The 25,097-nt window shown below is 44.0% G+C and carries 25 protein-coding genes and 1 other RNA gene; 19 read left to right on the top strand and 7 right to left on the bottom strand.

Going from position 1 to position 25,097, the window contains the following annotated elements:
* The first annotated feature begins 49 nt into the window (after window positions 1-49).
* The 6 genes from nudF (at window position 50) to parC (ending at window position 7,005) form a co-directional block, all read left to right on the top strand.
* Window positions 50-679 carry an ADP-ribose diphosphatase gene (nudF, locus tag L4C38_RS05875; RefSeq protein ID WP_428796606.1) on the top strand — a complete coding sequence of 210 codons (630 nt, stop codon included), beginning with the start codon at window positions 50-52 and terminating at the stop codon, window positions 677-679.
* Window positions 667-1,107: a DUF1249 family protein gene (locus tag L4C38_RS05870; RefSeq protein WP_428796605.1), complete on the top strand. Its 441-nt coding sequence runs from the start codon at window positions 667-669 to the stop codon at window positions 1,105-1,107. The genes nudF and L4C38_RS05870 overlap by 13 nt, the downstream gene beginning before the upstream one ends.
* 9 nt (window positions 1,108-1,116) lie before the next feature.
* Entirely contained in the window at window positions 1,117-1,938 is an 822-nt protein-coding gene (gene cpdA, locus L4C38_RS05865) for a 3',5'-cyclic-AMP phosphodiesterase (RefSeq protein WP_428796604.1), read from the top strand.
* A gap of 66 nt (window positions 1,939-2,004) precedes the next feature.
* Window positions 2,005-2,586 (top strand): esterase YqiA, encoded by a 582-nt coding sequence (gene yqiA, locus L4C38_RS05860; RefSeq protein WP_428796603.1) that lies wholly within the window; start codon window positions 2,005-2,007, stop codon window positions 2,584-2,586.
* Window positions 2,587-2,844: 258 nt separating this feature from the next.
* Window positions 2,845-4,725, top strand: a complete 1,881-nt coding sequence (gene parE, locus L4C38_RS05855; RefSeq protein ID WP_428796602.1) for a DNA topoisomerase IV subunit B — start codon at window positions 2,845-2,847, stop codon at window positions 4,723-4,725.
* Between the two features lie 3 nt (window positions 4,726-4,728).
* Window positions 4,729-7,005 carry a DNA topoisomerase IV subunit A gene (parC, locus tag L4C38_RS05850; protein WP_428796601.1) on the top strand — a complete coding sequence of 759 codons (2,277 nt, stop codon included), beginning with the start codon at window positions 4,729-4,731 and terminating at the stop codon, window positions 7,003-7,005.
* A 75-nt stretch (window positions 7,006-7,080) separates the two neighbouring features.
* Here the strand turns inward: parC and degS are convergent, their stop codons facing one another.
* The 3 genes from degS to zapG form a co-directional block, all read right to left on the bottom strand.
* Complete coding sequence (gene degS / locus L4C38_RS05845; protein WP_428796600.1) at window positions 7,081-8,145, bottom strand: outer membrane-stress sensor serine endopeptidase DegS; 1,065 nt, start codon at window positions 8,143-8,145, stop codon at window positions 7,081-7,083.
* Window positions 8,146-8,256: 111 nt separating this feature from the next.
* Window positions 8,257-9,624, bottom strand: coding sequence for a DegQ family serine endoprotease (locus L4C38_RS05840; protein ID WP_428796599.1), 1,368 nt, complete (start codon window positions 9,622-9,624; stop codon window positions 8,257-8,259).
* 169 nt (window positions 9,625-9,793) lie between these two features.
* Window positions 9,794-10,237, bottom strand: coding sequence for a Z-ring associated protein ZapG (gene zapG / locus L4C38_RS05835; RefSeq protein ID WP_428796598.1), 444 nt, complete (start codon window positions 10,235-10,237; stop codon window positions 9,794-9,796).
* 191 nt (window positions 10,238-10,428) lie between these two features.
* Between zapG and zapE the strand changes: the two genes are divergently transcribed.
* The 8 genes from zapE (at window position 10,429) to sspB (ending at window position 16,751) form a co-directional block, all read left to right on the top strand.
* On the top strand, window positions 10,429-11,535 hold the full coding sequence (gene zapE, locus L4C38_RS05830; RefSeq protein WP_428796597.1) for a cell division protein ZapE: 1,107 nt from the start codon (window positions 10,429-10,431) through the stop codon (window positions 11,533-11,535).
* Between the two features lie 241 nt (window positions 11,536-11,776).
* A complete protein-coding gene (gene rplM, locus L4C38_RS05825) occupies window positions 11,777-12,205 on the top strand; it encodes a 50S ribosomal protein L13 (protein WP_428796596.1) in 429 nt (142 codons plus the stop codon).
* A 15-nt stretch (window positions 12,206-12,220) separates the two neighbouring features.
* A complete protein-coding gene (gene rpsI, locus L4C38_RS05820) occupies window positions 12,221-12,613 on the top strand; it encodes a 30S ribosomal protein S9 (RefSeq protein WP_428796595.1) in 393 nt (130 codons plus the stop codon).
* 326 nt (window positions 12,614-12,939) lie between these two features.
* On the top strand, window positions 12,940-13,533 hold the full coding sequence (gene petA, locus L4C38_RS05815; RefSeq protein ID WP_428796594.1) for a ubiquinol-cytochrome c reductase iron-sulfur subunit: 594 nt from the start codon (window positions 12,940-12,942) through the stop codon (window positions 13,531-13,533).
* Complete coding sequence (locus L4C38_RS05810; RefSeq protein WP_428796783.1) at window positions 13,533-14,798, top strand: cytochrome b; 1,266 nt, start codon at window positions 13,533-13,535, stop codon at window positions 14,796-14,798. The genes petA and L4C38_RS05810 overlap by 1 nt, the downstream gene beginning before the upstream one ends.
* Complete coding sequence (locus tag L4C38_RS05805) at window positions 14,795-15,532, top strand: cytochrome c1 (protein WP_428796593.1); 738 nt, start codon at window positions 14,795-14,797, stop codon at window positions 15,530-15,532. Before L4C38_RS05810 ends, L4C38_RS05805 begins: the two co-directional genes overlap by 4 nt.
* Before the next feature lie 98 nt (window positions 15,533-15,630).
* Complete coding sequence (gene sspA, locus L4C38_RS05800) at window positions 15,631-16,266, top strand: stringent starvation protein SspA (RefSeq protein ID WP_428796592.1); 636 nt, start codon at window positions 15,631-15,633, stop codon at window positions 16,264-16,266.
* Entirely contained in the window at window positions 16,266-16,751 is a 486-nt protein-coding gene (gene sspB, locus L4C38_RS05795; RefSeq protein WP_428796591.1) for a ClpXP protease specificity-enhancing factor, read from the top strand. Before sspA ends, sspB begins: the two co-directional genes overlap by 1 nt.
* 47 nt (window positions 16,752-16,798) lie before the next feature.
* Here sspB and L4C38_RS05790 read toward each other — a convergent pair whose 3' ends face one another.
* From L4C38_RS05790 to L4C38_RS05775, 4 genes are read right to left on the bottom strand one after another with little or no spacing between them, the layout of a single operon-like run.
* On the bottom strand, window positions 16,799-17,368 hold the full coding sequence (locus L4C38_RS05790; RefSeq protein WP_428796590.1) for a BON domain-containing protein: 570 nt from the start codon (window positions 17,366-17,368) through the stop codon (window positions 16,799-16,801).
* Between the two features lie 4 nt (window positions 17,369-17,372).
* On the bottom strand, window positions 17,373-17,963 hold the full coding sequence (locus L4C38_RS05785) for a phosphoheptose isomerase (protein ID WP_428796589.1): 591 nt from the start codon (window positions 17,961-17,963) through the stop codon (window positions 17,373-17,375).
* A 3-nt stretch (window positions 17,964-17,966) separates the two neighbouring features.
* A complete protein-coding gene (locus L4C38_RS05780) occupies window positions 17,967-18,335 on the bottom strand; it encodes a YraN family protein (RefSeq protein WP_428796588.1) in 369 nt (122 codons plus the stop codon).
* The gene (locus tag L4C38_RS05775; RefSeq protein WP_428796587.1) at window positions 18,310-20,133 is read right to left on the bottom strand and encodes a penicillin-binding protein activator; all 1,824 of its coding nucleotides are present in this window, start codon (window positions 20,131-20,133) and stop codon (window positions 18,310-18,312) included. Before L4C38_RS05775 ends, L4C38_RS05780 begins: the two co-directional genes overlap by 26 nt.
* A 63-nt stretch (window positions 20,134-20,196) precedes the next feature.
* Here L4C38_RS05775 and rsmI point away from each other — a divergent pair, with 63 nt between their 5' ends.
* The 5 genes from rsmI (at window position 20,197) to L4C38_RS05750 (ending at window position 25,088) form a co-directional block, all read left to right on the top strand.
* Window positions 20,197-21,060, top strand: a complete 864-nt coding sequence (gene rsmI, locus L4C38_RS05770) for a 16S rRNA (cytidine(1402)-2'-O)-methyltransferase (protein ID WP_428796586.1) — start codon at window positions 20,197-20,199, stop codon at window positions 21,058-21,060.
* A 96-nt stretch (window positions 21,061-21,156) separates the two neighbouring features.
* An RNA gene (gene rnpB, locus L4C38_RS05765) (RNase P RNA component class A) lies at window positions 21,157-21,539 on the top strand.
* Window positions 21,540-22,092: 553 nt separating this feature from the next.
* Window positions 22,093-23,043, top strand: a complete 951-nt coding sequence (gene rsmH, locus L4C38_RS05760) for a 16S rRNA (cytosine(1402)-N(4))-methyltransferase RsmH (protein ID WP_428796585.1) — start codon at window positions 22,093-22,095, stop codon at window positions 23,041-23,043.
* Between the two features lie 6 nt (window positions 23,044-23,049).
* Window positions 23,050-23,367 (top strand): cell division protein FtsL, encoded by a 318-nt coding sequence (gene ftsL, locus L4C38_RS05755; RefSeq protein ID WP_428796584.1) that lies wholly within the window; start codon window positions 23,050-23,052, stop codon window positions 23,365-23,367.
* Window positions 23,364-25,088 (top strand): penicillin-binding transpeptidase domain-containing protein, encoded by a 1,725-nt coding sequence (locus L4C38_RS05750; protein WP_428796583.1) that lies wholly within the window; start codon window positions 23,364-23,366, stop codon window positions 25,086-25,088. The genes ftsL and L4C38_RS05750 overlap by 4 nt, the downstream gene beginning before the upstream one ends.
* Window positions 25,089-25,097 lie beyond the last annotated feature (9 nt).

The following is a 25,097-nucleotide window of genomic DNA, read 5'->3' as shown; positions in this document are numbered from 1 at the left end:
AACTCAAACTCTCTGCGTAAACTATAAGGTTCACTGACCGAGGTGCGAAATGCAACAGTCAAATAATCATTCATCCTTATTTAGCACGGATGATGTCGAAATAATCTCAAAAGAGACTCTATTTCAAGGGTATTTCAAAATGGTGAAATATCGCTTTAAGCATAGATTGTTTGCAGGAGGATGGAGTCAAGTTATCGAACGTGAGATGTTTGACCGAGGCCATGCTGCTGCACTCTTGCCTTATGACCCAGAGACCGATCAAGTCGTTTTAGTTGAACAGATTCGAGTTGGGGCATTAGAGCATAAACAACCTTGGCAATTAGAGATTGTTGCAGGCATTATCGATGCGGGGGAAGTGGCAGAAGATGTGGCTCGTAGAGAGGCAACAGAGGAAGCGGGCATTGAAGTCGAGCGCTTAGCCAAGGTTACCTCTTATTATCCATCTTCTGGCGGTTGTTCTGAAAGATTAGATGTGTATGTTGGTGAAGTTGATGCATCAACAGCGTACGGCATTCATGGTTTAGACTATGAAGGTGAAGATATTCGAGTCCATGTTGTGACACGTGATCAAGCTTATCAGTGGGTGCTAGATGGGCGTTTTGAAAATGGAGCATCAATCATTGCACTGCAATGGTTGCAGCTTAACTATCAGCGTTTACGAGTAGAATGGGAAAAATAGCAGTTACAAAGCCGTATCATGTAGACTTGGCAGAGTTGATGCGGGTTTATGAGACAAATTACGCCAAACTGAATGCGCTGTTGCCTAAGCAACCGAGCGTCGGCGACATACGTCGTTATCAAGCTGCTAGTATGTCGTATCAAATACAGGTGGGTGAAGTCACAAAGTACACAACTTTGGTTGATATTTGTCAAAGTGATGACGTTCCTATATTTCCATTGCCGAAAATGTCTGTCAGGCTTTATCACGATGCCCGAGTGGCTGAAGTGTGTAGCAGCGAATATTTAAGCAGGGTAAAGGCTCGATACGATTACCCGAATGACAAAATGGTTCAAAAAGACGAAAAAGCACAATTGAATCGTTTCCTAGGTGATTGGCTGTCGTTTTGTTTAAGACAAGGAATTAGCCGAATACCCTTAAATATCTAGGTTTAAATTTTGAAAGTGACGTCAAGCACAACAGTGAAAGACACGATAAAATTACTGCAAATTACCGATACTCATCTGTTTGAAGCGGAAGACGGAAGCCTGCTCAGCGTTTGTACCAACGATAGCTTTAGAGCCGTTGTCGATGCTGTTATGCAGGAAAGCTTCCAGTATGAAGCTATTTTAGCCACAGGTGATATTTCGCAAGATCATAGCGATGTTTCTTATCAACGGTTTGCGCAAGGAATAGAGTCTTTGGAGCAACCATGCTACTGGTTGCCGGGAAATCATGATTATAAACCAAGCATGCATTCGGTTCTTCCTTCTGAACAAATTGTTCAGGCAGAGCATGTGCTTCTAGGTGATAATTGGCAGATGATATTACTCGATTCACAAGTTGAAGGTGTGCCTCATGGGCGTTTGAGCCCACAGCAACTGGATCTACTAGACAGCAAATTGCGTGAATATCCAGAGCGTTATGCATTGGTGTTGTTACACCATCATCCATTACTTGTAGGTAGTGCGTGGCTTGATCAGCATACTCTAAAAGACTCGCAACAGTTCTGGCAAATCATTGAGCAGCATTTAAATGTGCGCGCTATTCTTTGTGGGCATGTTCATCAAGATATGCAAAAAATTCGTAGCGGAGCGACGGTAATAGCAACGCCATCAACCTGTGTTCAGTTTAAGCCAAATAGCGATGATTTTGCGTTAGATACTTGCTCACCTGGTTGGCGTGAGTTAGAGCTTCATGATGATGGTAGCTTTGAAACTCGTGTAAAGCGTCTAGAAGATGGTGTCTTTGCGCCTAATTTCGACTCCAGCGGTTATTGATACTGTTGCAATAAAACGCTGTCATTATAACTGCAATTCCTTTGGCGATAGCCACAGAGTAAATATATGAAACCTTCTTTATTGTTGTATATTCATGGATTTAATAGCTCTCCGTTGTCACATAAAGCCAATGTAATGAAAGAATACTGTGCACAACATCGACCAGATATTAAAGTCGTGGTGCCACAATTGCCTTGCTTCCCTCAGCAGGCTTCAGAGCTACTACTTGAGCTCGTACATCAATATCAAGATGACTACCACATTGGTTTGGTAGGAAGCTCTCTTGGCGGCTATATGTCGATGTGGCTCAATGGCAAATTTGGATTTAAAGCAGTGCTGGTTAATCCTGCGGTTAAGCCATATGAGCTGTTACTTGACTATCTAGGCGAGCAAGAAAACCTTTATACTCATGAACGCTATACACTAGAAGCACATCATGTCGATGAGTTAAGGTCGTTGGACACGCCATATTTAGTCAATCCGGCTGATTTTTGGCTATTACAACAAACTGAAGATGAAATATTGGATTACCGCCAAGCTGTGGCAAAGTTTGCACTAGCAAAACAGACCATTGAAGAAGGTGGAGATCATAGTTTTATTGATTTTGAACGCTATCCTAAACAGATTATCGAGTTTTTATCCCTATAGCTCGAAAAGTGATTTTTCCTTAATGTGAGTTGCTCAAAAAATTGCCGTTCATTGGGGGAAGAGTCATAAATTTACTTGTTACTTACTTATCTCGCTTGACATAAACAAGTCTCTTCCAGACTATGTTGACCCTGTACTATTGTAGTTGTAAGACGCTGAGATAATCAGCGATTGAGTGATTTTATTATCAAAAGCATTCACGCATATTAAGCGCCCTACAAAGTAACCAATTCAATTTCTATAACGAATTTCCGTATTATGACTGAACAATATAATGCTGGAGCCATTGAGGTTCTTAATGGCTTGGAACCAGTACGTCGCCGACCAGGGATGTATACGGACACAGTGCGTCCAAACCATTTGGGTCAAGAAGTCATCGATAACAGCGTCGATGAAGCGCTAGCCGGACATGCCTCTAAGGTACAAGTTATTCTTCATGCCGATCAATCACTCGAAGTTATTGATGATGGTCGAGGCATGCCTGTGGACATCCACCCTGAAGAGAAAATCTCAGGCGTGGAACTGATTTTTTGTAAGCTGCACGCAGGTGGTAAGTTTTCCAATAAAAACTACCAATTTTCGGGTGGCTTGCACGGTGTTGGTATCTCGGTAGTAAACGCACTATCAAAACGTGTGGAAGTCACGGTACGCCGCGACGGTCAAATTTATGAAATGGCCTTTGAGCATGGCAATAAGGTTGAAGAGCTGACGGTCACGGGAACGTGTGGTCGACGCAATAAAGGCACCAGCGTTCACTTTTGGCCGGATACTAGCTACTTCGATTTCCCGAACTTTTCTGTCACGCGTTTGATTAATAACCTCCGCGCTAAAGCAGTTCTGTGTCCGGGATTGGAAATTATCTTTACCGATAAAGTGAATGATAATGAGCACCGTTGGTTTTATGAGGATGGCTTAACTGATTACTTAGCTGAAGGGGTTAAAGGCTATCCTGTTTTACCAGAAGTGCCATTCACCGGCGAATTTACAGCTGAGACTGAAGCGGCAAACTGGGCGGTTATTTGGCAGCCTGAAGGTGGTGATATGATCACCGAGAGCTACGTTAACTTGATCCCGACAGCTCAAGGCGGTACTCATGTTAATGGGCTGCGCCAAGGTCTGTTAGATGCCATGCGTGAATTCTGTGAATTCCGCAATTTACTGCCTCGTGGTGTGAAGCTAACGGGTGATGATGTCTTTGACCGTTGCTCTTACGTTCTTTCGGTGAAGATGCAAGATCCTCAATTTGCAGGTCAAACTAAAGAGCGTCTTTCTTCGCGTCAAACCGCTGCGTTTGTTTCAGGTGTGGTGAAAGATGTATTCAGCCTATGGTTGAACGAAAAACCACAACTTGCTGAACAGCTAGCAGAAGTCTGTATTGCGAATGCTCATCGCCGAATGCGTGCGAGTAAAAAGGTTGTGCGTAAGAAGGTCGCCTCGGGTCCTGCACTGCCAGGTAAGCTAACTGACTGCTCTGTTCAAGATTTGAACCGTACCGAAATCTTCTTTGTCGAAGGGGACTCGGCAGGAGGCTCAGCTAAACAGGCTCGTGATCGCGAATTCCAAGCGGTTATGCCATTGCGCGGTAAGATCTTAAATACGTGGGAAGTGCCAGCAGATCAAGTATTAGCCTCACAAGAAGTTCACGATATTTCAGTTGCGTTGGGTATTGACCCCGACAGTGACGATCTTGAAGGTTTACGTTACGGTAAAATCTGTATCCTTGCCGATGCGGATTCGGACGGTCTTCACATCGCAACTTTGCTCTGTGCTCTGTTTACTCGTCATTTCCGTACGCTTGTGGAAGCAGGGCATATTTATGTTGCAATGCCTCCTCTATATCGTATTGACTGTGGTAAAGAAGTATTTTATGCCCTTGATGATGATGAAAAAGAGGGTGTTTTAGAGCGTCTATCGAAGAAAAAAGCCAAAATCAATGTACAGCGATTCAAAGGTCTGGGTGAAATGAACCCGCTTCAGCTACGCGAAACGACGATGGATCCAAATACCCGTCGCTTGGTTCAGTTAACGATTGATGACAACGAAGCTACCATGGAAATGATGGATATGTTGTTGGGCAAGAAACGTTCAGACGATCGTCGAGCATGGTTACAAAGCAACGGCGATATGGCAGAGGTTTAACGGATGTCTACAGAAATTACATATGATGGCGTTGAACAGTTGCCAATGCGCAAGTTCACTGAAGATGCTTATCTAAATTATTCGATGTACGTAATCATGGATCGCGCCTTGCCATATATTGGCGATGGCTTAAAACCGGTTCAGCGTCGTATCATTTTTGCTATGTCTGAGCTTGGTCTTTCGGCATCGGCAAAATATAAAAAATCAGCACGTACTGTTGGTGATGTGTTGGGTAAGTATCACCCACACGGTGACTCAGCATGTTATGAAGCGATGGTACTGATGGCTCAGCCATTCTCTTATCGCTATCCATTGGTAGATGGACAAGGTAACTGGGGGGCGCCAGACGATCCCAAATCGTTCGCAGCAATGCGTTATACCGAAGCAAAATTATCTAAATTTGCTGAAGTATTACTGGGCGAACTTGGACAAGGTACAGTGGATTGGCAACCGAACTTTGATGGCACAATGAAAGAGCCACAAATGTTGCCAGCACGTTTACCGCATATCCTGCTAAATGGTATCACCGGCATTGCTGTTGGTATGGCGACGGATATCCCGCCTCACAATGTACGAGAAGTTGCAGAAGCAACGATCCATATGATCGACAATCCGAAAGCTGAATTATCGGATGTGATGCAATTTGTTAAAGGACCAGATTACCCGACAGAAGCTGAAATTACTTCACCACCGGCGGAAATTGAGAAGATTTACCGTACTGGTCGTGGCAGCATAAAAATGCGTGCAGTGTGGCACAAAGAAGGCAGTGATTTAGTGATTACCGCCTTGCCGCACCAAGTGTCAGGAGCGAAACTGCTAGAGCAGATCGCCAATCAAATGCGCGCTAAAAAGCTACCTATGGTGGATGATCTTCGTGATGAGTCGGATCATGAAAATCCGACGCGCATCGTGATTGTACCGCGTTCAAATCGTATTGATTGTGATCAGTTGATGAACCATTTGTTTGCTTCAACTGACCTTGAAAAGAGCTTCCGTGTTAACTTGAATATGATTGGTTTGAATAATCGACCACAAGTTAAAGGTTTAGTGCAGATTCTGTCTGAATGGATAGAGTTCCGTCGTTCAACGGTTACTCGCCGTCTACAGTATCGTTTGGATAAAGTGCTTGCTCGCTTACACATCTTAGAAGGTTTGCTCGTGGCTTACCTTAACTTGGATGAAGTGATTGAGATTATTCGTACTGAAGATGATCCGAAAGCGGTATTGATAGCTCGCTTTGGTATTACCGATATCCAAGCCGATGCAATCTTAGACACAAAACTTCGTCACCTTGCGAAATTGGAAGAAATGAAAATTCGCGGTGAGCAAGATGAGTTGGAAAAAGAGCGTGAGAAGCTAGAAACACTCCTCGGTTCTGAGCGTCGTCTTAATACTCTGATGAAGAAAGAGATTCAAGCTGATGCAGAAAAGTATGGCGATGATCGTCGGTCACCATTAATTGAGCGCGCAGAAGCGAAAGCTTTAACCGAGCGTGATTTAGTGCCGAGTGAGCCAATCACAGTAGTGCTATCTGAGAAAGGTTGGATTCGTCATGCGAAAGGTCATGAGGTAGACGCTGAAAGTTTAAGCTATAAATCGGGTGATCAGTACCTTGCTCACGCACGAGGTAAGAGCAATCAACAAGCGGTATTCTTGGGCAGTGATGGTCGTAGTTATTCTTTGGAATCTCACTCGCTGCCATCGGCACGTAGCCAAGGTGAACCCATCACCGGTCGCTTAAACGTCGCTGCGGGTACATCTATTCGTCAAGTTGTCATGGGTGAAGACGAGCAGTTATGGCTAATTGGTTCTGACGCTGGTTATGGCTTTGTGTGTAAAGGTAGCGAACTATTGTCGAAGAACCGCAGTGGTAAAGCGCTGGTTTCTTTACCACAAAACGCAGAGGTGATCACGCCGCAAACAATCCGTGATTTGGATAGCGATGAGATTTTAGCTATTACCAATCAAGGTCGTATGTTGTTGTTCCCAATGAAAGAACTTCCGCAACTTGGTAAAGGTAAAGGCAATAAGATCATTAACATCCCAGCAGCTAAAGCTAAAGAGCGTGAGGAAGTCGTCTCTCATTTGATGTCGATTCCAAGAAATTGCTCTGTAACACTATATGCGGGTAAGCGAAAGCTAGGTTTGAAACCTTCTGACTTAGAGAACTTCCGCGGTGAGCGTGGACGTCGAGGGGCGTTGTTGCCGAGAGGTCTTCAGCGAGTTACTCGAATTGAAATTGACGCGGTCGATGAACCGAGTGAAGACGTTATTGAGTAACTAAATTAAAAAAATCCCAGCTATGTCGCTGGGATTTTTTTGTTTGAAACAAGTCAGGTTGTTCGTGTTGTTATCTTACTTTCGAGTATCTTCAGTAATTGTAACTGGAAGCGAGAGTTCTTCTCCCTTGCGTAGTACTAATACATCAACCGTGGTGCCGGGACGTAATTCAGTGACAATTTCCATCACGCTATTTCGACCGTTAATCTTCTGCCCATCAATTTTAAGAATGATATCTTGCACTTGGAAACCGGATTTTGCAGCAGGACCATTAGGATCAACACCTAGCACAACAATGCCACCAAGGTGCTCATTTCCCAACAGCCGAGCCGTGATAGAAGTAATGTCTTGCCCATCCACGCCAATGTAACCTCGAATGACACGACCATCGGCAATGATTTTTTCCATGATTAAGTCAGCAAGAGAATAGGGGATAGCAAAGGAGATGCCATAGGTTTCCAAATCGGTTGCTTGTTGGAAAGAGGCAGTATTAATGCCAACTAGCTCACCTTGAGTATTAACCAGAGCACCGCCTGAGTTACCTTCATTTATCGCGGCATCGGTTTGAATAAAAGCTTGTCGACCATCGGCACTAATTGCAGAGCGACCAGTAGCGGAAATAATACCGAAAGTGGTGGTTTGACCTAAGTTATAAGGGTTGCCGATCGCGAGTACGACATCACCTACTTCGGCTTTGTAATCTGGATTGAGTGGGATAACGGGGAAGTTTTCCCCTTCTACTTGTAAAATAGCGATATCGGTTCTGCGATCTTTACCAACCAGTTGAGCGGCTGCGACACGGCCATCTTGTAACGCCACGATGATTTGGTCTGCTTGAGCAACCACGTGGTAGTTGGTAATGATGTAACCTTTTTCACTAACAATAACGCCGGACCCTAAACCTTGAGTGAGTAGTTTAGAACGATCATTTTCAGTGTACTTGCGGCTATAAATGTTCACAACAGCAGGTGCAGCTTTACGTACAGCGACATTAAAAGAAACTTGTAGAGAGGCAATATCGTTATTTGGCGTGGTTATGTTTTCTGGAAGTAGGTTTGAGCGCAGTGATGGGATCGCTACTAAAAGCAATGCGGCCGTTGCTAAGCCTAGCGCCACTGAGCGCAAAATGAAATTGAGCATACCTTCCTCAAACAATTCATAGATAGAGTAAAATCAGAAGGATAGCATTATATAAAGAGGACAGCGAATATCTACACTGTCCTTTTTAATCAATATCGCGTTTTAATAGAATTAGCGAACGACTAAATAGATAGTTCGGTCACCGCGTTGGATGTTCAGTGCAAGAACGCCCGAATAGTTCTCTACGATGGATCTAAACTCGGCCAAATTTTTCACTTGCTGGCGGTTTACGCCGATAATGATGTCATCTTTTTGCAGTTGATAGCTTTCCGCCGCTGATCCTTTCTTAATTGATGCGACCTTAACACCTTGAACTTTGGCATTGGCATTCGTATTGGTGAGTTCAGCTCCGGCTAACCCGTCGTGCAGTTTGTCTGCGGTAGTTTTTACATTTGTTTGTTCACCTAGGACGACATCAAAGGTCTTCTTTTTACCATCGCGTAAGACACCTAACTCGACTTCCTTACCTGCGCCTAGCGTGGCTATTTTAGCGCGTAATTCATGGAAGGAATTGATGGCTTTACCATTAACAGAAGTAATGATATCGCCAGCTAGTAGCCCTGATTTCTCAGCAGCACTATCTGGCATTACTTGGCTAATGAATGCGCCTTTACTTGATTCATAACCAAGTGCTTCAGCGAGCTCAGAGGTGACTTCACCACCTTGGACACCCAACATTCCTCGTTTAACTTCACCAAATTCAATAATCTGCTCTGTCAGGTTTTTCATCATATTGGCTGGAATCGCAAAACCGATACCGACGTTACCGCCATTCGGACCGAGAATAGCGGTATTGATACCAATCAGTTCACCATTAAGGTTAACTAAGGCACCACCCGAGTTGCCGCTGTTGATTGCTGCATCAGTTTGGATGAAATTCTCAAAGTTTTCTATATTGAGACCACTTCGCCCGAGTGCTGAAACAATACCTGAGGTAACGGTTTGCCCTAAACCAAAGGGGTTGCCAATGGCAACGGTGAAGTCGCCGATCCGTAGTTTGTCTGAATCCGCTAAGGTGATCTGAGTTAGTTTTTTAGCTTCTTCCAATTTCAGTAGCGCGATGTCTGACATTTCATCACCACCGATGAGCTCTGCGTCATATTCTCGTCCATCGTGCAGCTTGACTCGAATTTTTTCGGCGCCCTTGATTACGTGGAAATTGGTGACGATATGCCCTTTGTCTGCATCTACAATGACACCAGACCCAAGCCCTCTAAATGGACGTTCTTGTAGTTGCTCTGCAGGGAAATCTGGACCAAAGAAGAAGCGGAATTGTTCAGGGATACGCTGACGTGAAATCTGCGTGCCTTCTACATCAATGCTGACAACCGCAGGGGTGACTTTTTCCAGCATTGGGGCAAGGCTAGGTAATTGTTCTCCGTCAATAGAAACAGGCAGTGCAGCGATTGCTGGCAGGGGGGTGATGATTGAACTTAAGCTTAGAGACAAAGCGGTTAAAGCAAGCAAAGGTTTTTTCATCGAATAACTCCTATAAAGTGAGAACCTATTAGAGTTAACCGACATCGCGCGTCGGTTAACTCAGCACTGTTCTACGATTTGCTTTAAAAATAGTAGAACAATGGTTACTTATGGGAGATATGACTCGAAAAAATAAACTTAGTTCATAAGGAACAATATTTATTCTTTTTTACGACGCCTTCTTGTCTGAAAGGTCGTCTGGAGAATCAAGGTACTCTTTTTTCTCCTCACGCAGTAAACCAGTTGCACCCGATGCGTAATCTTTTGGTGCATCTTCGAGAGAATCCCCTTCGATTTGTGAGGTGTTATGCTCCGTCACTTTCTGTGCGAATGGATTGTCTTGTTCTGGCATGTTAGGTAACAACTCAGCAGAAGTTTTAGTCATGTGTTGATACAGCTTGGTATACTCTTTTCCCAGAGAATCGAGCATTTCAGCACTTTGTGCAAAGTGATCAGTTAACTCTTGCTTTTGTTGCTCAAGTTGAAACTTTGCTGTTTCTAAATCTTTGTAGAGGTTTTTCTGTTTTTTGTAATTGGGTGCTGTAAGGCGAGAAATAATGAATCCAATCACTGCGCCAGCAAGCAGACCTACAAAGGCGTAAATCCAAGGCATAATCGCTCCTTATTATTTTATTTTACATGTCGTTTACCGGGTGGTTACACATGCTCAAGTGACATGGTACTATGAGACATTAAACCAATAAAGAAAAATGCGTGTGACCCTATCCAGTGAAACTGCGTAAAAATAATTATAAAGCAGAGTTGTTGGGTATCTATGCATTGCTGTGATTCTAAGGTCTAGCTATGACACCACTACAACGATACAAGTCAGATGTTGAGCTGCATGGCTTTCAACAAGATAACGCTCAGTTACAAGCTGTTGAAGCCCTTGATAATTTATATCATCAATTTAATTCTTATCTAGAAACATCTCGTGAAGATCAACAACCGAGGTGGAAAAGTTGGTTTGGTAAAAAGGAAGCGCAGTCGCAGGCGCCAAAAGGACTCTACTTTTGGGGCGGTGTTGGGCGCGGAAAAACCTATCTAATGGATACCTTTTTCGATGCACTCCCTACCGATAAGAAAATGCGTGTTCACTTTCACCGCTTTATGTTGCGTGTCCATGATGAGCTTAATGCTCTGGGGGATGAAAGCGATCCGTTAAATGCGGTGGCAGACAAATTTAAAAGTGAAGCGGAGATTATCTGCTTTGATGAATTTTTTGTTTCAGATATCACTGACGCGATGATTTTAGGTACTTTATTCCAAGCCTTATTTCAGCGCGGCGTTATATTGGTCGCAACCTCGAATATCCCCCCACATGATCTCTATCGTAATGGCTTGCAGCGAGCGCGATTTTTGCCAGCAATTGAGCTAATCGAAAAAAATTGTCTGATATTGAACGTAGATAGTGGTGTTGATTATAGGTTGCGTACATTAGAACAGGCGGAAATCTACCATTACCCACTTGATCAAGTTGCGCGAGACAATATGCAGCGTTACTACCAGCAGTTGGTCGGGGAGGGCAAACCAGTACAAAAGCAGATTGAAATCAATCATCGCCAGGTAGAAGTAGAACAAGCCTCTGATGGGGTACTACATGTTACTTTTGAACAACTCTGCCAAACTGCTCGTAGCCAGAATGACTACATTGAATTGTCTCGCATCTACCATACGGTTTTATTATCTGATGTGATTCAAATGCATCGAACGATAGATGATGCCGCGCGTCGCTTTATAGCGTTGGTTGATGAGTTCTATGAGCGAAATGTGAAGTTAATTATTTCATCTGAGGTTGAGGTTGAGGCGCTTTATACTAATGGTCAGCTTGAATTTGAATTTAAACGTTGTATATCACGCTTAACTGAGATGCAAAGCCATAACTACTTAGCACTGGAGCATTTGGCGTAGAAGGGAATTAATTAGCCAACCCATTTAAAAAATGGGTTCTTTATTAAAAAAAGGGATGATTTTTTCAGCTCACTTCTCTATAATCCTGCGACCCACCGTTACTGCAGACCTAATATCGAAGTCTATTCGAAATTTTGGTCGAGAGTGCCACCCACTCGAAGGGGTGATGACTGGGCTCTTAGACAGTGGGAGCATATTTGCTCCTTTAAGTTTAAATTTAAATTAACGGGTTATTATTAGCATGAAAACATTCGTTGCTAAACCAGAAACTGTAAAACGCGACTGGTATGTTGTAGACGCAGAGGGTAAAACTCTTGGTCGTCTAGCAAGTGAAATTGCATCTCGCCTACGTGGCAAACACAAAGCTGAATACACTCCTCACGTTGACACTGGTGATTACATCATCGTTATCAATGCTGAGAAAGTTACTGTAACTGGTAACAAAGCTAAAGGTAAAGTGTATTACCGTCACTCTGAGTTCCCTGGTGGTCTTAAATCAATCACTTTTGAAAAGCTGATTGTTAAGAAACCAGAGATGGTTCTTGAACTTGCTGTTAAAGGTATGTTGCCACGTGGTCCTCTAGGCCGTGCTATGTACCGTAAGCTTAAAGTTTACGCTGGTGCTGAGCACAACCATGTTGCTCAACAACCACAAGTACTAGACATCTAATCGGGGATTTCGAAAATGGCAGAGAATCAATACTACGGCACTGGCCGTCGCAAAAGCTCAGCTGCACGAGTTTTCATCAAACCAGGCAGCGGCAACATCGTAATCAACAAGCGTAGCCTTGATGAATACTTCGGTCGTCCAACTTCTCGTATGGTTGTTAAACAACCTCTTGAGCTAGTTGAACTAACTGAGAAACTAGACTTATACGTTACTGTTAAAGGTGGCGGTATTTCTGGTCAAGCTGGTGCTATCCGTCACGGTATCACTCGCGCTCTAATGGAATACGATGAGTCTTTCCGTCCTGCTCTACGTGCAGCTGGTTACGTTACTCGTGACGCTCGTTGCGTTGAACGTAAGAAAGTTGGTCTACGTAAAGCACGTCGCAAACCACAGTTCTCTAAGCGTTAATCTTTTTACAAAGATTCGCTTCCAGTTTTACTGGAATGTGGCTTCAAAGCCTGGCGTTATGCCAGGCTTTTTGTTTTCTAGCGTATAAAAAATCCTCTCTTCAGCCTCAACTAAAAACTCTCCCTTTCTTTACCTTGTTCTGCTTTTGTGACGACTTTAGCGTTTGTATCCATAAATGTTGCAAATAAGTAGCTTTACCTTGTTAAAAAGTAGGGTTTTAATTATCATTTGCCATCAAATAAATACAAAAAAACTCGATTTGTTAGCCATGCTCTTTGGTAAGGAATAACAATAATCCATTAAGGAGCAAATGGGAGAATGTTTGGATGAGCAATGCGCCTTTAAATAACGGTCGCAGACGCTTTCTAACCGCAACAACAGCTGTTGTTGGTGGATTAGGAGCTGCTGCGGTTGCCGTGCCTTTTATTAAATCTTGGAACCCAAGTGAAAAAGCGAAAGCAGCAGGTGCCCCTGTTGAAGTTGATATCAGCAAGCTGGAAGAGGGGCAAATGGTGCGTGTGGAGTGGCGGGGTAAGCCTGTATGGGTTGTCCGTCGTGCACAAGCAGTAGTTGATACATTGAAAGAACTCGATGGGCAACTTAGTGATCCTGCTTCTGGTGTAGAGCAACAACCTGCTTATGCACAGAATGCCTACCGTTCGATTAAACCTGAGTACTTTGTTGCCGTTGGCATCTGTACTCACCTTGGCTGTTCACCAACTTATTTGCCTGACAGTTTTACTGAACAAGTTCAAGGAGTTAAATCTGGGTTCTTCTGCCCGTGTCACGGTTCTAAATTCGACATGGCGGGACGCGTTTTCCAAGGTGTCCCCGCGCCATACAACTTGGTTGTGCCTAAACATATGTACTTGAGTGACGCCAAGATCATTATCGGTGTTGATGAAGAAGGGGAGGCATGATGCAAGCTTTACTTGATTGGGTAGAAAAACGCTTACCTGTAATGAATGCGTACAAAAAGCACCTTTCAGAGTATCCGATGCCAAAGAACTTTAACTTTTGGTATTTGTTCGGCTCATTAGCGATGCTTGCGTTAGTTAACCAAATTCTAACTGGTATTTGGTTAACGATGAATTACGTACCTTCAGGTGAAGGTGCATTTGCCTCTGTTGAATATATAATGCGTGATGTGGAATATGGTTGGTTGCTGCGCTATATGCACTCAACTGGCGCGTCGGCATTTTTTGTTGTTATTTATCTGCACATGTTTCGTGGTTTAATCTACGGCTCTTACCAAAAGCCTCGTGAGTTGCTTTGGGTATTTGGTATGTTGATTTTCCTCGTGTTGATGGCAGAAGCTTTCATGGGTTATCTACTGCCTTGGGGACAAATGTCCTATTGGGGTGCGCAGGTAATCATTTCCCTCTTTGGGGCGATTCCTTTCATCGGTGATGATCTGACATTATGGATCCGTGGTGACTACGTTATTTCGGGTGCAACGCTAAACCGTTTCTTTGCTCTGCATGTCATTGCGCTACCAATCGTATTGCTTCTACTTATTGTTCTGCACGTTTTGGCGTTGCATGAAGTGGGGTCGAACAACCCTGATGGTATTGAAACCAAATTGCCTAAAGGCACTATGGGTGACGACTACCAAACTCAATTCAAGTTCCACGATTATTACACCAAGAATTATGATGTCATTGACTCTATTCCATTCCATCCATATGGAACGGTGAAAGACTTAGTGGGTGTTGCTGGTTTCTTATTCCTATTTTGTTATGTGTTGTTCTTTAATCCAGAGATGGGCGGTTACTTCCTTGAGCCACCTAACTTTGAAGCGGCGAATTCATTGAAAACACCGGAGCATATTGCCCCTGTTTGGTATTTTACTCCGTTTTACGCCATCTTACGCGCAGTGCCAGATAAGTTACTGGGTGTTATCGCAATGGGTGCATCTATTGCCGTTCTGTTTGTTCTGCCGTGGCTAGATCGTTGTAAAGTGCGTTCTTACCGCTACCGTAGTAAGTTCCACTTGTTTAACATCATTCAATTCACCATTTGCTTTATTGCGCTAGGTATTTTAGGTGCGCTTCCTGCGACGCCTTTATATACGCTGTTAGCTCAGATAACGAGCTTAGGTTACTTCATGTTCTTCGTATTGCTGTTTTTCTACAGTAAAAATGAAGCGACGAAACCATTACCGCAGAGGGTGACATTTAAATGAAAAAGTGGATATTGATTTTATTTGCAATGTTGCCATCTTTGGCGATGGCGGCAGGCGCAAATGTTCCTTTAGATAAAGCTAATAATGATTTGAGCGATCAAGCATCACTGCAAAACGGTGCTAAATTATTCATGAATTATTGTTTCGGTTGTCACTCAGCGCAATACCAGCGTTATGAGCGTGTCGCGCGTGATATTGGTATTCCAGTGGAGCTGATGACAGAGAGTTTGATCTTTGACCCAAATGCGAAAGCTGGCGATTTGATGGAGAATGCAATTCCAGACAAATCCGCAGCAAAATGGTTTGGTGGTCCAGCTCCTGATTTGACGCTCGTCGCTCGTGTTCGTGGTTCTGATTGGCTATATACATATTTACGTTCTTTCTATGAAGATCCAGCGCGACCTTTTGGTGTGAATAATGTTGTTTTCCCAAGTGTGGGTATGCCGCATGTTCTTGAAGAACTACAGGGGGTTCCAACCCCAATCATTGAAACTCACGTTGTCGATGGTAATGAAAAACAAGTGGTTGTTGGGATAGAAACCGATGGCTCTGGAGAGCTAAACTCTGAAGAATACGATCAAGCCGTACTTGATTTGGTTAATTTTTTAGAGTATTCAGGAGACCCCGTGAAGCTTGAGCGTCATAGCTTAGGTTGGTGGGTAATGGGCTTCTTGGTCATATTCACTATCGTAGTTGTGCTGCTAAAGAAAGAGTATTGGCGTGATGTACATTAATTATGCTATCATGGCATGCTAATTAATATATTCAACTGTTTACAATGGAGGCTACGCCTCCATTGTTTTTTATTTCTGTAAGTGTGCTGGAGGGCTCCATGGCTGTAGCTGCCAATAAACGTTCCGTGATGACTCTATTTTCAAGTGCATCTGATATGTATAGCCATCAGGTACGAATCGTGCTCGCTGAAAAGGGCGTAAGCGTTGAGGTTGAGCTAGTTGATGAAGCGAATTTGCCTGCGGAATTGATTGAGTTAAACCCGTACAAAACTGTTCCAACTCTCGTTGACCGTGAGCTTGCTCTGTATGATTCAAAAATCATTATGGAGTACCTAGACGAACGATTCCCTCATCCACCGCTAATGCCAGTTTACCCAGTAGCTCGTGGTAACACTCGCCTAATGATTTACCGTATCGAAAAGAACTGGTATTCACTAGCAGAAAAAGTGGTTAACGGTACTGCTGAAGAGTCAGAAGCGGCACGTAACAAATTGCGTAATGACCTACTTACTCTTGGTCCTGTGTTTGCTGAGTTTGAATACTTCATGAGCGAAGAATTTAGCCTAATTGATTGTTACCTAGCTCCGCTATTGTGGCGCTTACCGCAACTAGGCATTGATCTTGTGGGCCCTGGCTCAAAAGAGCTTAAAATTTACATGAACCGTGTATTTGAGCGTGATTCATTTCTTGCATCTCTGACGGAAGCAGAACGCGAAATGCGTTTAATGCGCTAATGGATATATCAAATATGACACCACGCCGACCATATCTGCTGCGCGCATTTTATGATTGGCTGGTGGATAATGATTTAACCCCTCATCTAGTTGTCGCTGCAACGTTACCGGGGGTGCGAGTGCCAGAAGAGTTTGTCCAAGATGGTCAAATTATTCTTAATGTTGCTCCACGTGCGGTAGGCAATCTTAAATTGGGTGATGACGAGATTAGTTTTAGTGCTCGTTTTAGCGGTCGACCTCATACCGTTATCGTACCTATTTACGCCGTACAAGCGATTTATGCGCGTGAGAATGGTGCGGGTACCATGTTCGATTCAGAAGAAGCTTACATGGAGATCTCAGATGAGTCAGATGATGGCTTCATCGAAGAGGTTGAGGAAAGCGCAGGCTTATCTCTGGCTGAAGAGGTCGTTGAGGAGACATCATTCTCTGATGATGAACCTCCAAGACCTAAAGGTCGCCCAAGCCTAAGAGTGGTTAAATAAAAAAAGCAGCGTATCTACGCTGCTTTTTTGTTCCTGTGATAAAAATGCTAATCACCGTATTGGAATGCTTTGATCACTTGCTTCACACCTGAAATATTGCGTGTGATTTGTGCTGCTTGATCCGCATGCTGGCGTGATACATAACCCAATAGGAATACTTCGCCATCTTCGGTAATCACTTTAATTTTGATCGCACTGAGATCATTATCTGTGATTAATGCCGATTTTACTTTAGTGGTGATCCAGCTATCGTGGCTGATTTCGCCCAGTGATAATGGCTGCTTGATGCGAACTTGGTTATGAATTTGTGTAACTCCAGAGACCTTGCGCGCCTGCTGCTCAAATTCACTTAGCAGCTCTTCAGTACTCGACTGCCCCACCAGAACGACAATACCTTTATAAGAGCTGGCAGTGATGCGTACGTTGCTCTTATAGGGAGCTTTGTTAGTGAGACCGGCAACCTCAAACTCAATATTACTATCATTCCAAATTTCTTTGGTTGTTCGTGTATCGGTAACTATGTTTACCGTCGTCGCTGCGCCTGCTACGAACAAGCCAGCACATCCGGTACTAGAGAGCAGAATCAAGCTAACAAATAGGGCTTTTACAAATTTCATGTGATTACTCTTCGTGAGCTGGGAACAGAACCTGATCTATCAAATCACATAAGCAGTGCAACGTCACCATGTGCACCTCATGTATTCTTGCCGTTCTGTGAGATGGAATACGAATTTCTACATCATGCTCACCAAGTAACCCAGCCATCTCGCCACCGTCTTTACCAGTCAAAGCGATAATAGTCATATCACGTGTTACCGCAGCTTCCATTGCTTTGATTACATTTTTGCTGTTACCGCTGGTTGAAATCGCCAGTAAAATATCACCTGGTTGACCAAATGCTCGAACTTGTTTAGAAAAAATTTGTTCGTAGTGATAATCGTTAGCGACTGCCGTTAGTGTGGTGTTATCAGAGGTCAAGGCCATTGCTGGTAAACTTGGGCGTTCAGTTTCAAAGCGGTTAAGTAAGCAAGAAACATACTGCTGAGCATTGGAGAGGGAACCACCGTTACCGCAACATAGGATTTTATTGCCATTAAGTAAGCTAGAAACCATTGCTTGTGCTGCATGTGTTATCGCGTCAGGTAAAGCTTCAGCTGCAGCGATTTGGATTTGAATGCTTTCAGTAAAGCTCTCTTTAATGCTATCGAGCATCAGTTATCCTTGCGTAATTGCGTTTTTTATCCATTCAATTTGTGCGCCATTTTTGTGGACAGCGACGACATCGAAACGAATATCGGTTGAGTAAATAGACAAGCCTTGCTTCAATAACCAAATGTTGGCTGATTTTATGATACGTTGTTGTTTTTTGAACGTAATCGTTTCTGCTGCATGTCCATATTGTGTATTTTTACGGTAACGAACCTCGACAAAGATAATGGTTTCTTTATCACGCATGATCAGGTCGATTTCGCCACTTTTGGTGCGAAAGTTTCGCCCAATAAGTTTGAGTCCGCAAGCAGTAAGATGTTTTTCCGCTTCGGACTCAAAATAAAATCCTTTACTCAGTTTGCTCAGCAATGCCATGCTCAGCCCAACTGATCTCACGTTGTACGACACAATGTTCATCAATGCTCAATACACCGGTATTACCAGAGACAGTTGCACCATGAATAATTTTCATTTGTGGTAATTGCTCCATTAGTAAGTATGCATCCATGCCGAGAGCCTGTAAGCGTTTCTCTGCATTAGAGCCTTTTGGCCACATTTGGTTCATTTGCGCTTCAATTGCTGAGTTTGGTGCAATGAGTAGTGGGATATCACTATACATTACGCCAGTCAAATCTTCGTACTGATGACGACCACTATTGCTACGCGAGTTAGAAAACAGCTTTGGTGGATTGGTATCCGGATTGATTGCGACTTCAATAAATGGCTTGATTAGCGTTAGTTCACTGCTACCTGCGACAATGTATACCGCATCGACGTCGCGACGACTACGTGGTTGACTCTCCAACGGGATACTCAGCAGTGATTCCATCTGAGCGATGTGCTGCTGGCTATCTTGCAAGCCAAATGCCGAGTTGATGTTGCGTTGGAGTTGGCGTTTATCAGTAAATAGGTTTACTGCAACCTTATTCGAACTGTATTTCTTCCACTCTTGCTCAAACGCTTCCGCAACACGTTGCCCAAGCTTACCTTGAGGAGCCAATATCAACGGATAGCGGTAACCTTGCTTAAATAAGTGCTTGGCTGCTTGAGCGACCTCTTGTTCTGGTGAAAGAGCTAGGTAACAGATGTTAGTTCCTTGTTGGATCTCATCTGGAATATTAAGCGCGAGCATAGGTAAAGGAGTACCAGTATAGGTTTGCGCTTGTTGTAGGCTAACGATGTTATCTTTGATAAGTGGGCCGACAACAAAGTCGATATTTTTCTCGATGAACGTCTGCTGCAAGCTATCGGCATTAGTGATATTGGTGTCGATAACCGTCAATGTTGCATTGGGATCTCGCTCGCGGTCATTCATCATCTGCAAAATGAAACCATCACGAATCAATTGTGCTTGTTTGGCAAATTTCCCCGACAATGGTAGTAATAATGCGGTATTTACTGGTTTGGTTACTTCAAGTGCCAAGATATCTTGGATTGATTGTGGAGTGTAGAGCGCCGCTGGGTGGGAAGGATTTTCCGCTAGCCATTGTTCCAAGGTGTTCTTCAATTGTGGAATGTTGTTGACTAAGGTTGCTTGGTATATAGCAAGTTGCAACCAGCCATCCAATTCAGCCTCATTTGGTGCTGTTGCAAACTGAGTTATTTCTGCTTCAGAGTATTGAGATAAGTTCTCCCAAATACTTTGTGCTAAATAGGTTTGTTGTGATTTATTTTCAAATTCAGACAGTTGAGATAGCTCACGTGCTGCGGAAAAATAATCTTGCTGCTTAGCAAAAATATCAGCACGCAGTTGGTGGTACTCTTTCCATTGTTCGTTGGCTAAACGCCACGTAGGGCGGAAATTCAGCAATTCGCGAGCTTGGTCAAGTTGTTCATTATTATACAATAAATTCCCACGAGCTAATTGCCATTCAGCTTGCTGCATGTCAGTTAGTTGCTGACGTGAAAGGCGAGCAATTAGTCGCTCTGCTTGGTTCACATCGTTAGCTTCAACGGCGGCTTTTAACGCCATGATTAACCAATCACTTTGTAAACTACCTTCGCTGCTGTCTGCTCGCATTAGATAGTTAGTGATAGATTTCGTAGGATCGCGTGTGATATCGGCAGATGTTGATGTCGATGAAGTAGATGAACACGCTGCTAAAACGACCGCGAGGGCTACAGGAGTCAGTAAGCGTGGTACACTTAGTCGCTTGTGGTTATTCATGGCCATGAGTTCTTCGTTAATTCCGTATAAGATTATGTCTATATTAATCGTTGAAGTGATGCTAAACAAATGACAGATAACAAAACCTTACCTGCACAGATCCCAACTCTCTATATTGTACCAACGCCAATTGGCAATTTAGGTGATATTACATTGCGTGCAATTGAAGTCCTAAAAAGTGTCGATCTTATTGCTGCGGAAGATACACGTCATACCGGCAGGCTTTTAGCTCACTTTGCTATTCCGACTAAAACCTTTCCATTGCATGATCATAATGAACAGCAAAAAGCGCAAGTTCTAGTTGAAAAATTATTGTCGGGTCAATCTATCGCATTGGTATCAGATGCGGGTACACCACTTATAAGTGACCCAGGTTACCATTTAGTTTCTCAGTGTCGTCAAGCTGGAGTCAAAGTTGTTCCGCTGCCAGGTGCTTGTGCGGTTATTACGGCATTAAGCGCGGCGGGTTTGCCATCAGATCGTTTTAGCTTTGAGGGCTTTTTACCACCAAAGAGCAAAGCAAGAAAAGATAAGTTGTTAGAAATTGCTAAAGTAGAGCGTACTTGTATCTTTTATGAGTCACCTCATCGTATTTTAGACTCATTGGACGACATGCTCGATATTCTTGGTCCTGATCGTGAAGTGGTGCTAGCGCGTGAGTTGACTAAGACATTTGAAACCTTTCAAGGTTTACCGTTAGGTCAGTTGGTTGAGTGGGTTAAATCGGATGACAACCAACAGCGTGGCGAAATGGTACTGCTGGTCCACGGTAACCGCGAAGTTGCCGACGATTCATTACCTGATGAAGCTACGCGCAGTCTCGCTATCTTGACTAAAGAACTGCCGTTGAAAAAAGCCGCCGCGCTAACCGCCGAAATCTACAATTTGAAAAAAAATGCACTTTATAAGTGGGGATTAGAGAACTTAAGCTAACCTCACATGCTGGCTAATTGAGCGGTTAAAAGTGAATTGCAGCGGATTGTGTGATCTTCCTAGACACTGTTAGGAGAACTCTATACAATCCGCTCCGGAGCTGACTGGGTAGCCGCTGCTTTGTTGATGTCCTTCGGGAGACTGACAAAGGGGAGGAAAGTCCGGGCTCCATAGAGCAGGGTGCCAGGTAACGCCTGGGGGGCGCAAGCCTACGACAAGTGCAGCAGAGAGAAGACCGCCGATGGCCCGTAAGGGATCAGGTAAGGGTGAAAGGGTGCGGTAAGAGCGCACCGGACGACTGGCAACAGTTCGTTGCAGGGTAAACTCCACCCGGAGCAAGACCAAATAGGCCTCCACATTGCGTTGCTCGCGTAAGGAGGCGGGTAGGTTGCTCGAGCCAGTGAGCGATTGCTGGCCTAGACGAATGGCTACCGCCGCGCAAGCGGAGACAGAACCCGGCTTATGTGTCGGCTCCAATCCTTTGGATTCACAAGGCCTCGCATTTATGCGAGGCCTTTGTGATCCAGTCTCGAAATATTTATATCGTTTCTGAGCAGTTCTGTATTGCGTTGATTCAACGGTTCTATGATTTTTATGCAAAGGTTATATTTTACTGCCTGTTGTGAGTGGCTTTTTTCGTTCCTTAGTTGCCACACCTTTAACCATTGTTGGATATTAATAAAAGGGAACATTTACCCACCTATGATAGGTATGGTAACCTCCTTGCCGCTTGGATGGTGGTGGCTAGGTCATAGCGTTGAAGTAAGCGTCTGAATTCGATGCTTGTCGCTTTTTCTTCTGTTATAAATAAACGAGCTGAAAGCTGGTCTATTGTGCTACAACACCTTTTCGAGACCCATTGTGACGCTTTCGTTATAATGGGTTTTTTGCTTTTTATTGACGAAAATTATTTCGTAAGCAATAAACTTGGCGCAATATCACGTGATGCCGCCCTCTGAAGGTGGCGCTGTGTGGTGAAATAAGTACACTGAGAGTGAGCGCGTATCAATACGCTAGCTAGATGAGATAACTATGACAGAAGCATTTAAACACATATCTGTATTACTAAATGAATCAATCGATGGATTGGCGATCAAGCCGGATGGTACCTACATCGATGGCACATTTGGTCGTGGTGGTCACAGCCGCACAATCTTATCAAAGTTGGGTGAGAATGGTCGTCTTTTTAGTATTGACCGCGATCCTCAAGCGATTGAAGAAGCAAAGAAAATCGATGATCCTCGATTTACTATCGTTCATGGTCCATTTTCGGGTATTGCTACTTACGCAGAGCAGTACGATTTAGTCGGTCAAGTGGATGGTGTCTTATTTGACCTTGGTGTTTCATCGCCTCAACTTGATGATGCTGAACGCGGCTTTAGCTTTATGAAAGATGGTCCGCTAGATATGCGTATGGACCCAACTTCTGGCGTATCGGTATCCCAATGGTTACTGGAAGCCGATCTAGATGATATTACGTGGGTTATTCGTGAGTTTGGTGAAGACAAACACGCACGCCGTATCGCCAAGGCGATCGTTGCTTACCGTGAGAACGAAGAAAACGAACCTTTGACTCGCACTGGTCAGTTAGCAAAACTGATCTCTGACGCGGCACCAAAAAGCTTTAAAGAGAAAAAGCACCCAGCAACGCGATCTTTCCAAGCATTTCGAATTTACATCAACAGTGAACTTGAAGAGATTGATATTGCACTTAAAGGAGCGGCAAGTATTCTTGCTCCCCAAGGTCGATTATCAGTGATTAGCTTCCACTCATTGGAAGATCGCATGGTGAAGCGTTTTATTCGTAAAGAAAGCAGAGGTCCAGAGGTGCCACATGGTATCCCATTGACTGAAGCTCAGATTAAGGCGATGGGCAGCCCCAACTTAAAACCGGCTAGTAAAGCAATTAAACCAAGCGAGCACGAAGTTGAGCTGAACACTCGTTCACGCAGCTCAGTATTGCGAATTGCAGAAAAACTATAATACGCTATGAAGAAAACCACACCCAACCTTGCAAAGATGATTGGATTCGACTTGATAACCGTAGGACGTGTTCCTTTAGGGGTTTTATTGTTGATTTTTGCAAGTGCCATGGCTGTGGTTTTTACTACCCACCATACCCGCACTGCGATCACAGAGAAAGATCAAGCTTTGGTTGAACGAGAACGTCTTGACGATGAGTGGCGTAACCTTTTGTTGGAAGAAACCGCATTGGCTGAACATAGCCGAGTGCAGGCTGTCGCGAGACAAGAGTTGGAAATGAAGCGTCCTGATTCTGATAAAGAAGTGGTGATTGATTTACCATGAGTACCGAAAAAAAAGCGAAACCTGTAGCCAAAACCTCCACAATCGAACCGCCCCAATTGATTCGTTGGCGATTCTATCTCATTATTTTCTTTGTATTTATTATCTTTTCAGCGCTAGTTGCACGCATTGGCTATATCCAAATCATCGAGCCAGATAATCTCATCAAGCAAGGCGATATGCGATCTATTCGAGCTAAGACTCTTTACTCGGCTCGAGGCATTATTTCTGATCGTAATGGTGAGCCACTTGCTGTGAGTGTGCCAGTTGAAGCCGTTTGGGCTGATCCGGTCACTATCTTCAAAGAAGAAGGCTTAGGGGATATAGACCGTTGGCATGCATTGGCTGATGTACTTGGCTTAGATCGTCAAGAGATGCTGGACAAAATCACGCAGAATAAATCTCGTCGTTTTATTTATTTGCAGCGACAAGTGAGCGCTGCAATGGCGAATTATATTCGTGAGTTGAAGCTGGCCGGCGTTGGTCTTAAACCTGAGTCACGCCGCTACTACCCAGCTGGTGAAGTTAGTGCACACTTAGTTGGCGTTACCGGAATTGATGGGCATGGTCTTGAAGGTGTTGAGAGTAGCTATGACAAGTGGCTAACGGGCGAGGCTGGTAAGCGTATTATCCGCAAAGACCGTTATGGTCGAGTGGTCGAGAATATCGCATTAGAAGAGCGTGAAGAGGGTAAACCTTTAACTTTAACCATCGATCAGCGTCTTCAAGCTATCGCTTATCGTGCCGTGAAACAAGCTGTGGCCGATTTTCGTGCCACCTCTGGCTCCGCTGTGGTGTTGGATGTCAAAACGGGAGCGGTACTGGCGATGGTCAATGCGCCATCATACAACCCTAATAATCGTGCTGATCTACAATCCGCTAAAATGCGTAACCGCGTGATTACCGATGCGTTTGAACCGGGCTCAACGATTAAACCTTTTGTTGTACTCGCCGCGCTAGAAAATGGTGTAGCGGATGAGAGTACGGTTATTGATACTGGCAATGGCATTATGCAAGTTGGTGGTAGCCGGGTACGAGACGTATCTAAGGTTGGCAAAGCGGACTTAACCACTATTTTGAAAAAATCGAGTAACATCGGTGTGGCGAAACTGGCGTTAAAAATGCCGCTTGAAGCTTTGCTTGGTATGTATAGCTCGGTTGGATTTGGTCAACGTTCAGGTTTGAATCTTGTCGGAGAAACCGATGGTATTTTCCCCAATCGCCGCCGTTGGTCACAATTTGAGATAGCCACATTATCATTTGGTTATGGCTTGACTATTACCCCGTTACAGTTGGCTCATGCCTATGCAACCTTGGGTAATTATGGTGAATACCAACCAGTGCATATCATCGAAAGTAACCAGCAGGATCTATCTCGTCAGGTGATTGATGAGAAACATGCGCGCATGGTTTTAACCATGCTAGAAACCGTAACACAACCCGGCGGTACTGCTACGAAAGCGGCAGTGCCGGGCTATCGAGTTGCCGCAAAAACGGGAACCTCAAGAAAAGCGATAGCGGGTGGTTATGGTGATGAGTACTTTGCTTATACAGCTGGTGTCGCACCAGCCAGTGATCCTCGGGTTGCATTGGTCGTGATCGTCAATGAACCTCAAGGTGACAATTACTATGGTGGTTCGGTCGCAGGTCCTGTCTTCTCTGAGATAATGAAAGGGACATTGCAAATTCTCAATATCGCACCAGATGAAAATAAATTTAAGTAAGAACAGAGT

Origin of the sequence: Vibrio kasasachensis (assembly GCF_050337565.1) — a bacterium.
Classification (GTDB): Bacteria; Pseudomonadota; Gammaproteobacteria; order Enterobacterales; family Vibrionaceae; genus Vibrio; species Vibrio kasasachensis.
Note: the sequence above shows the minus strand (reverse complement) of the source record. Positions and strands in the feature narration are given on the sequence as shown.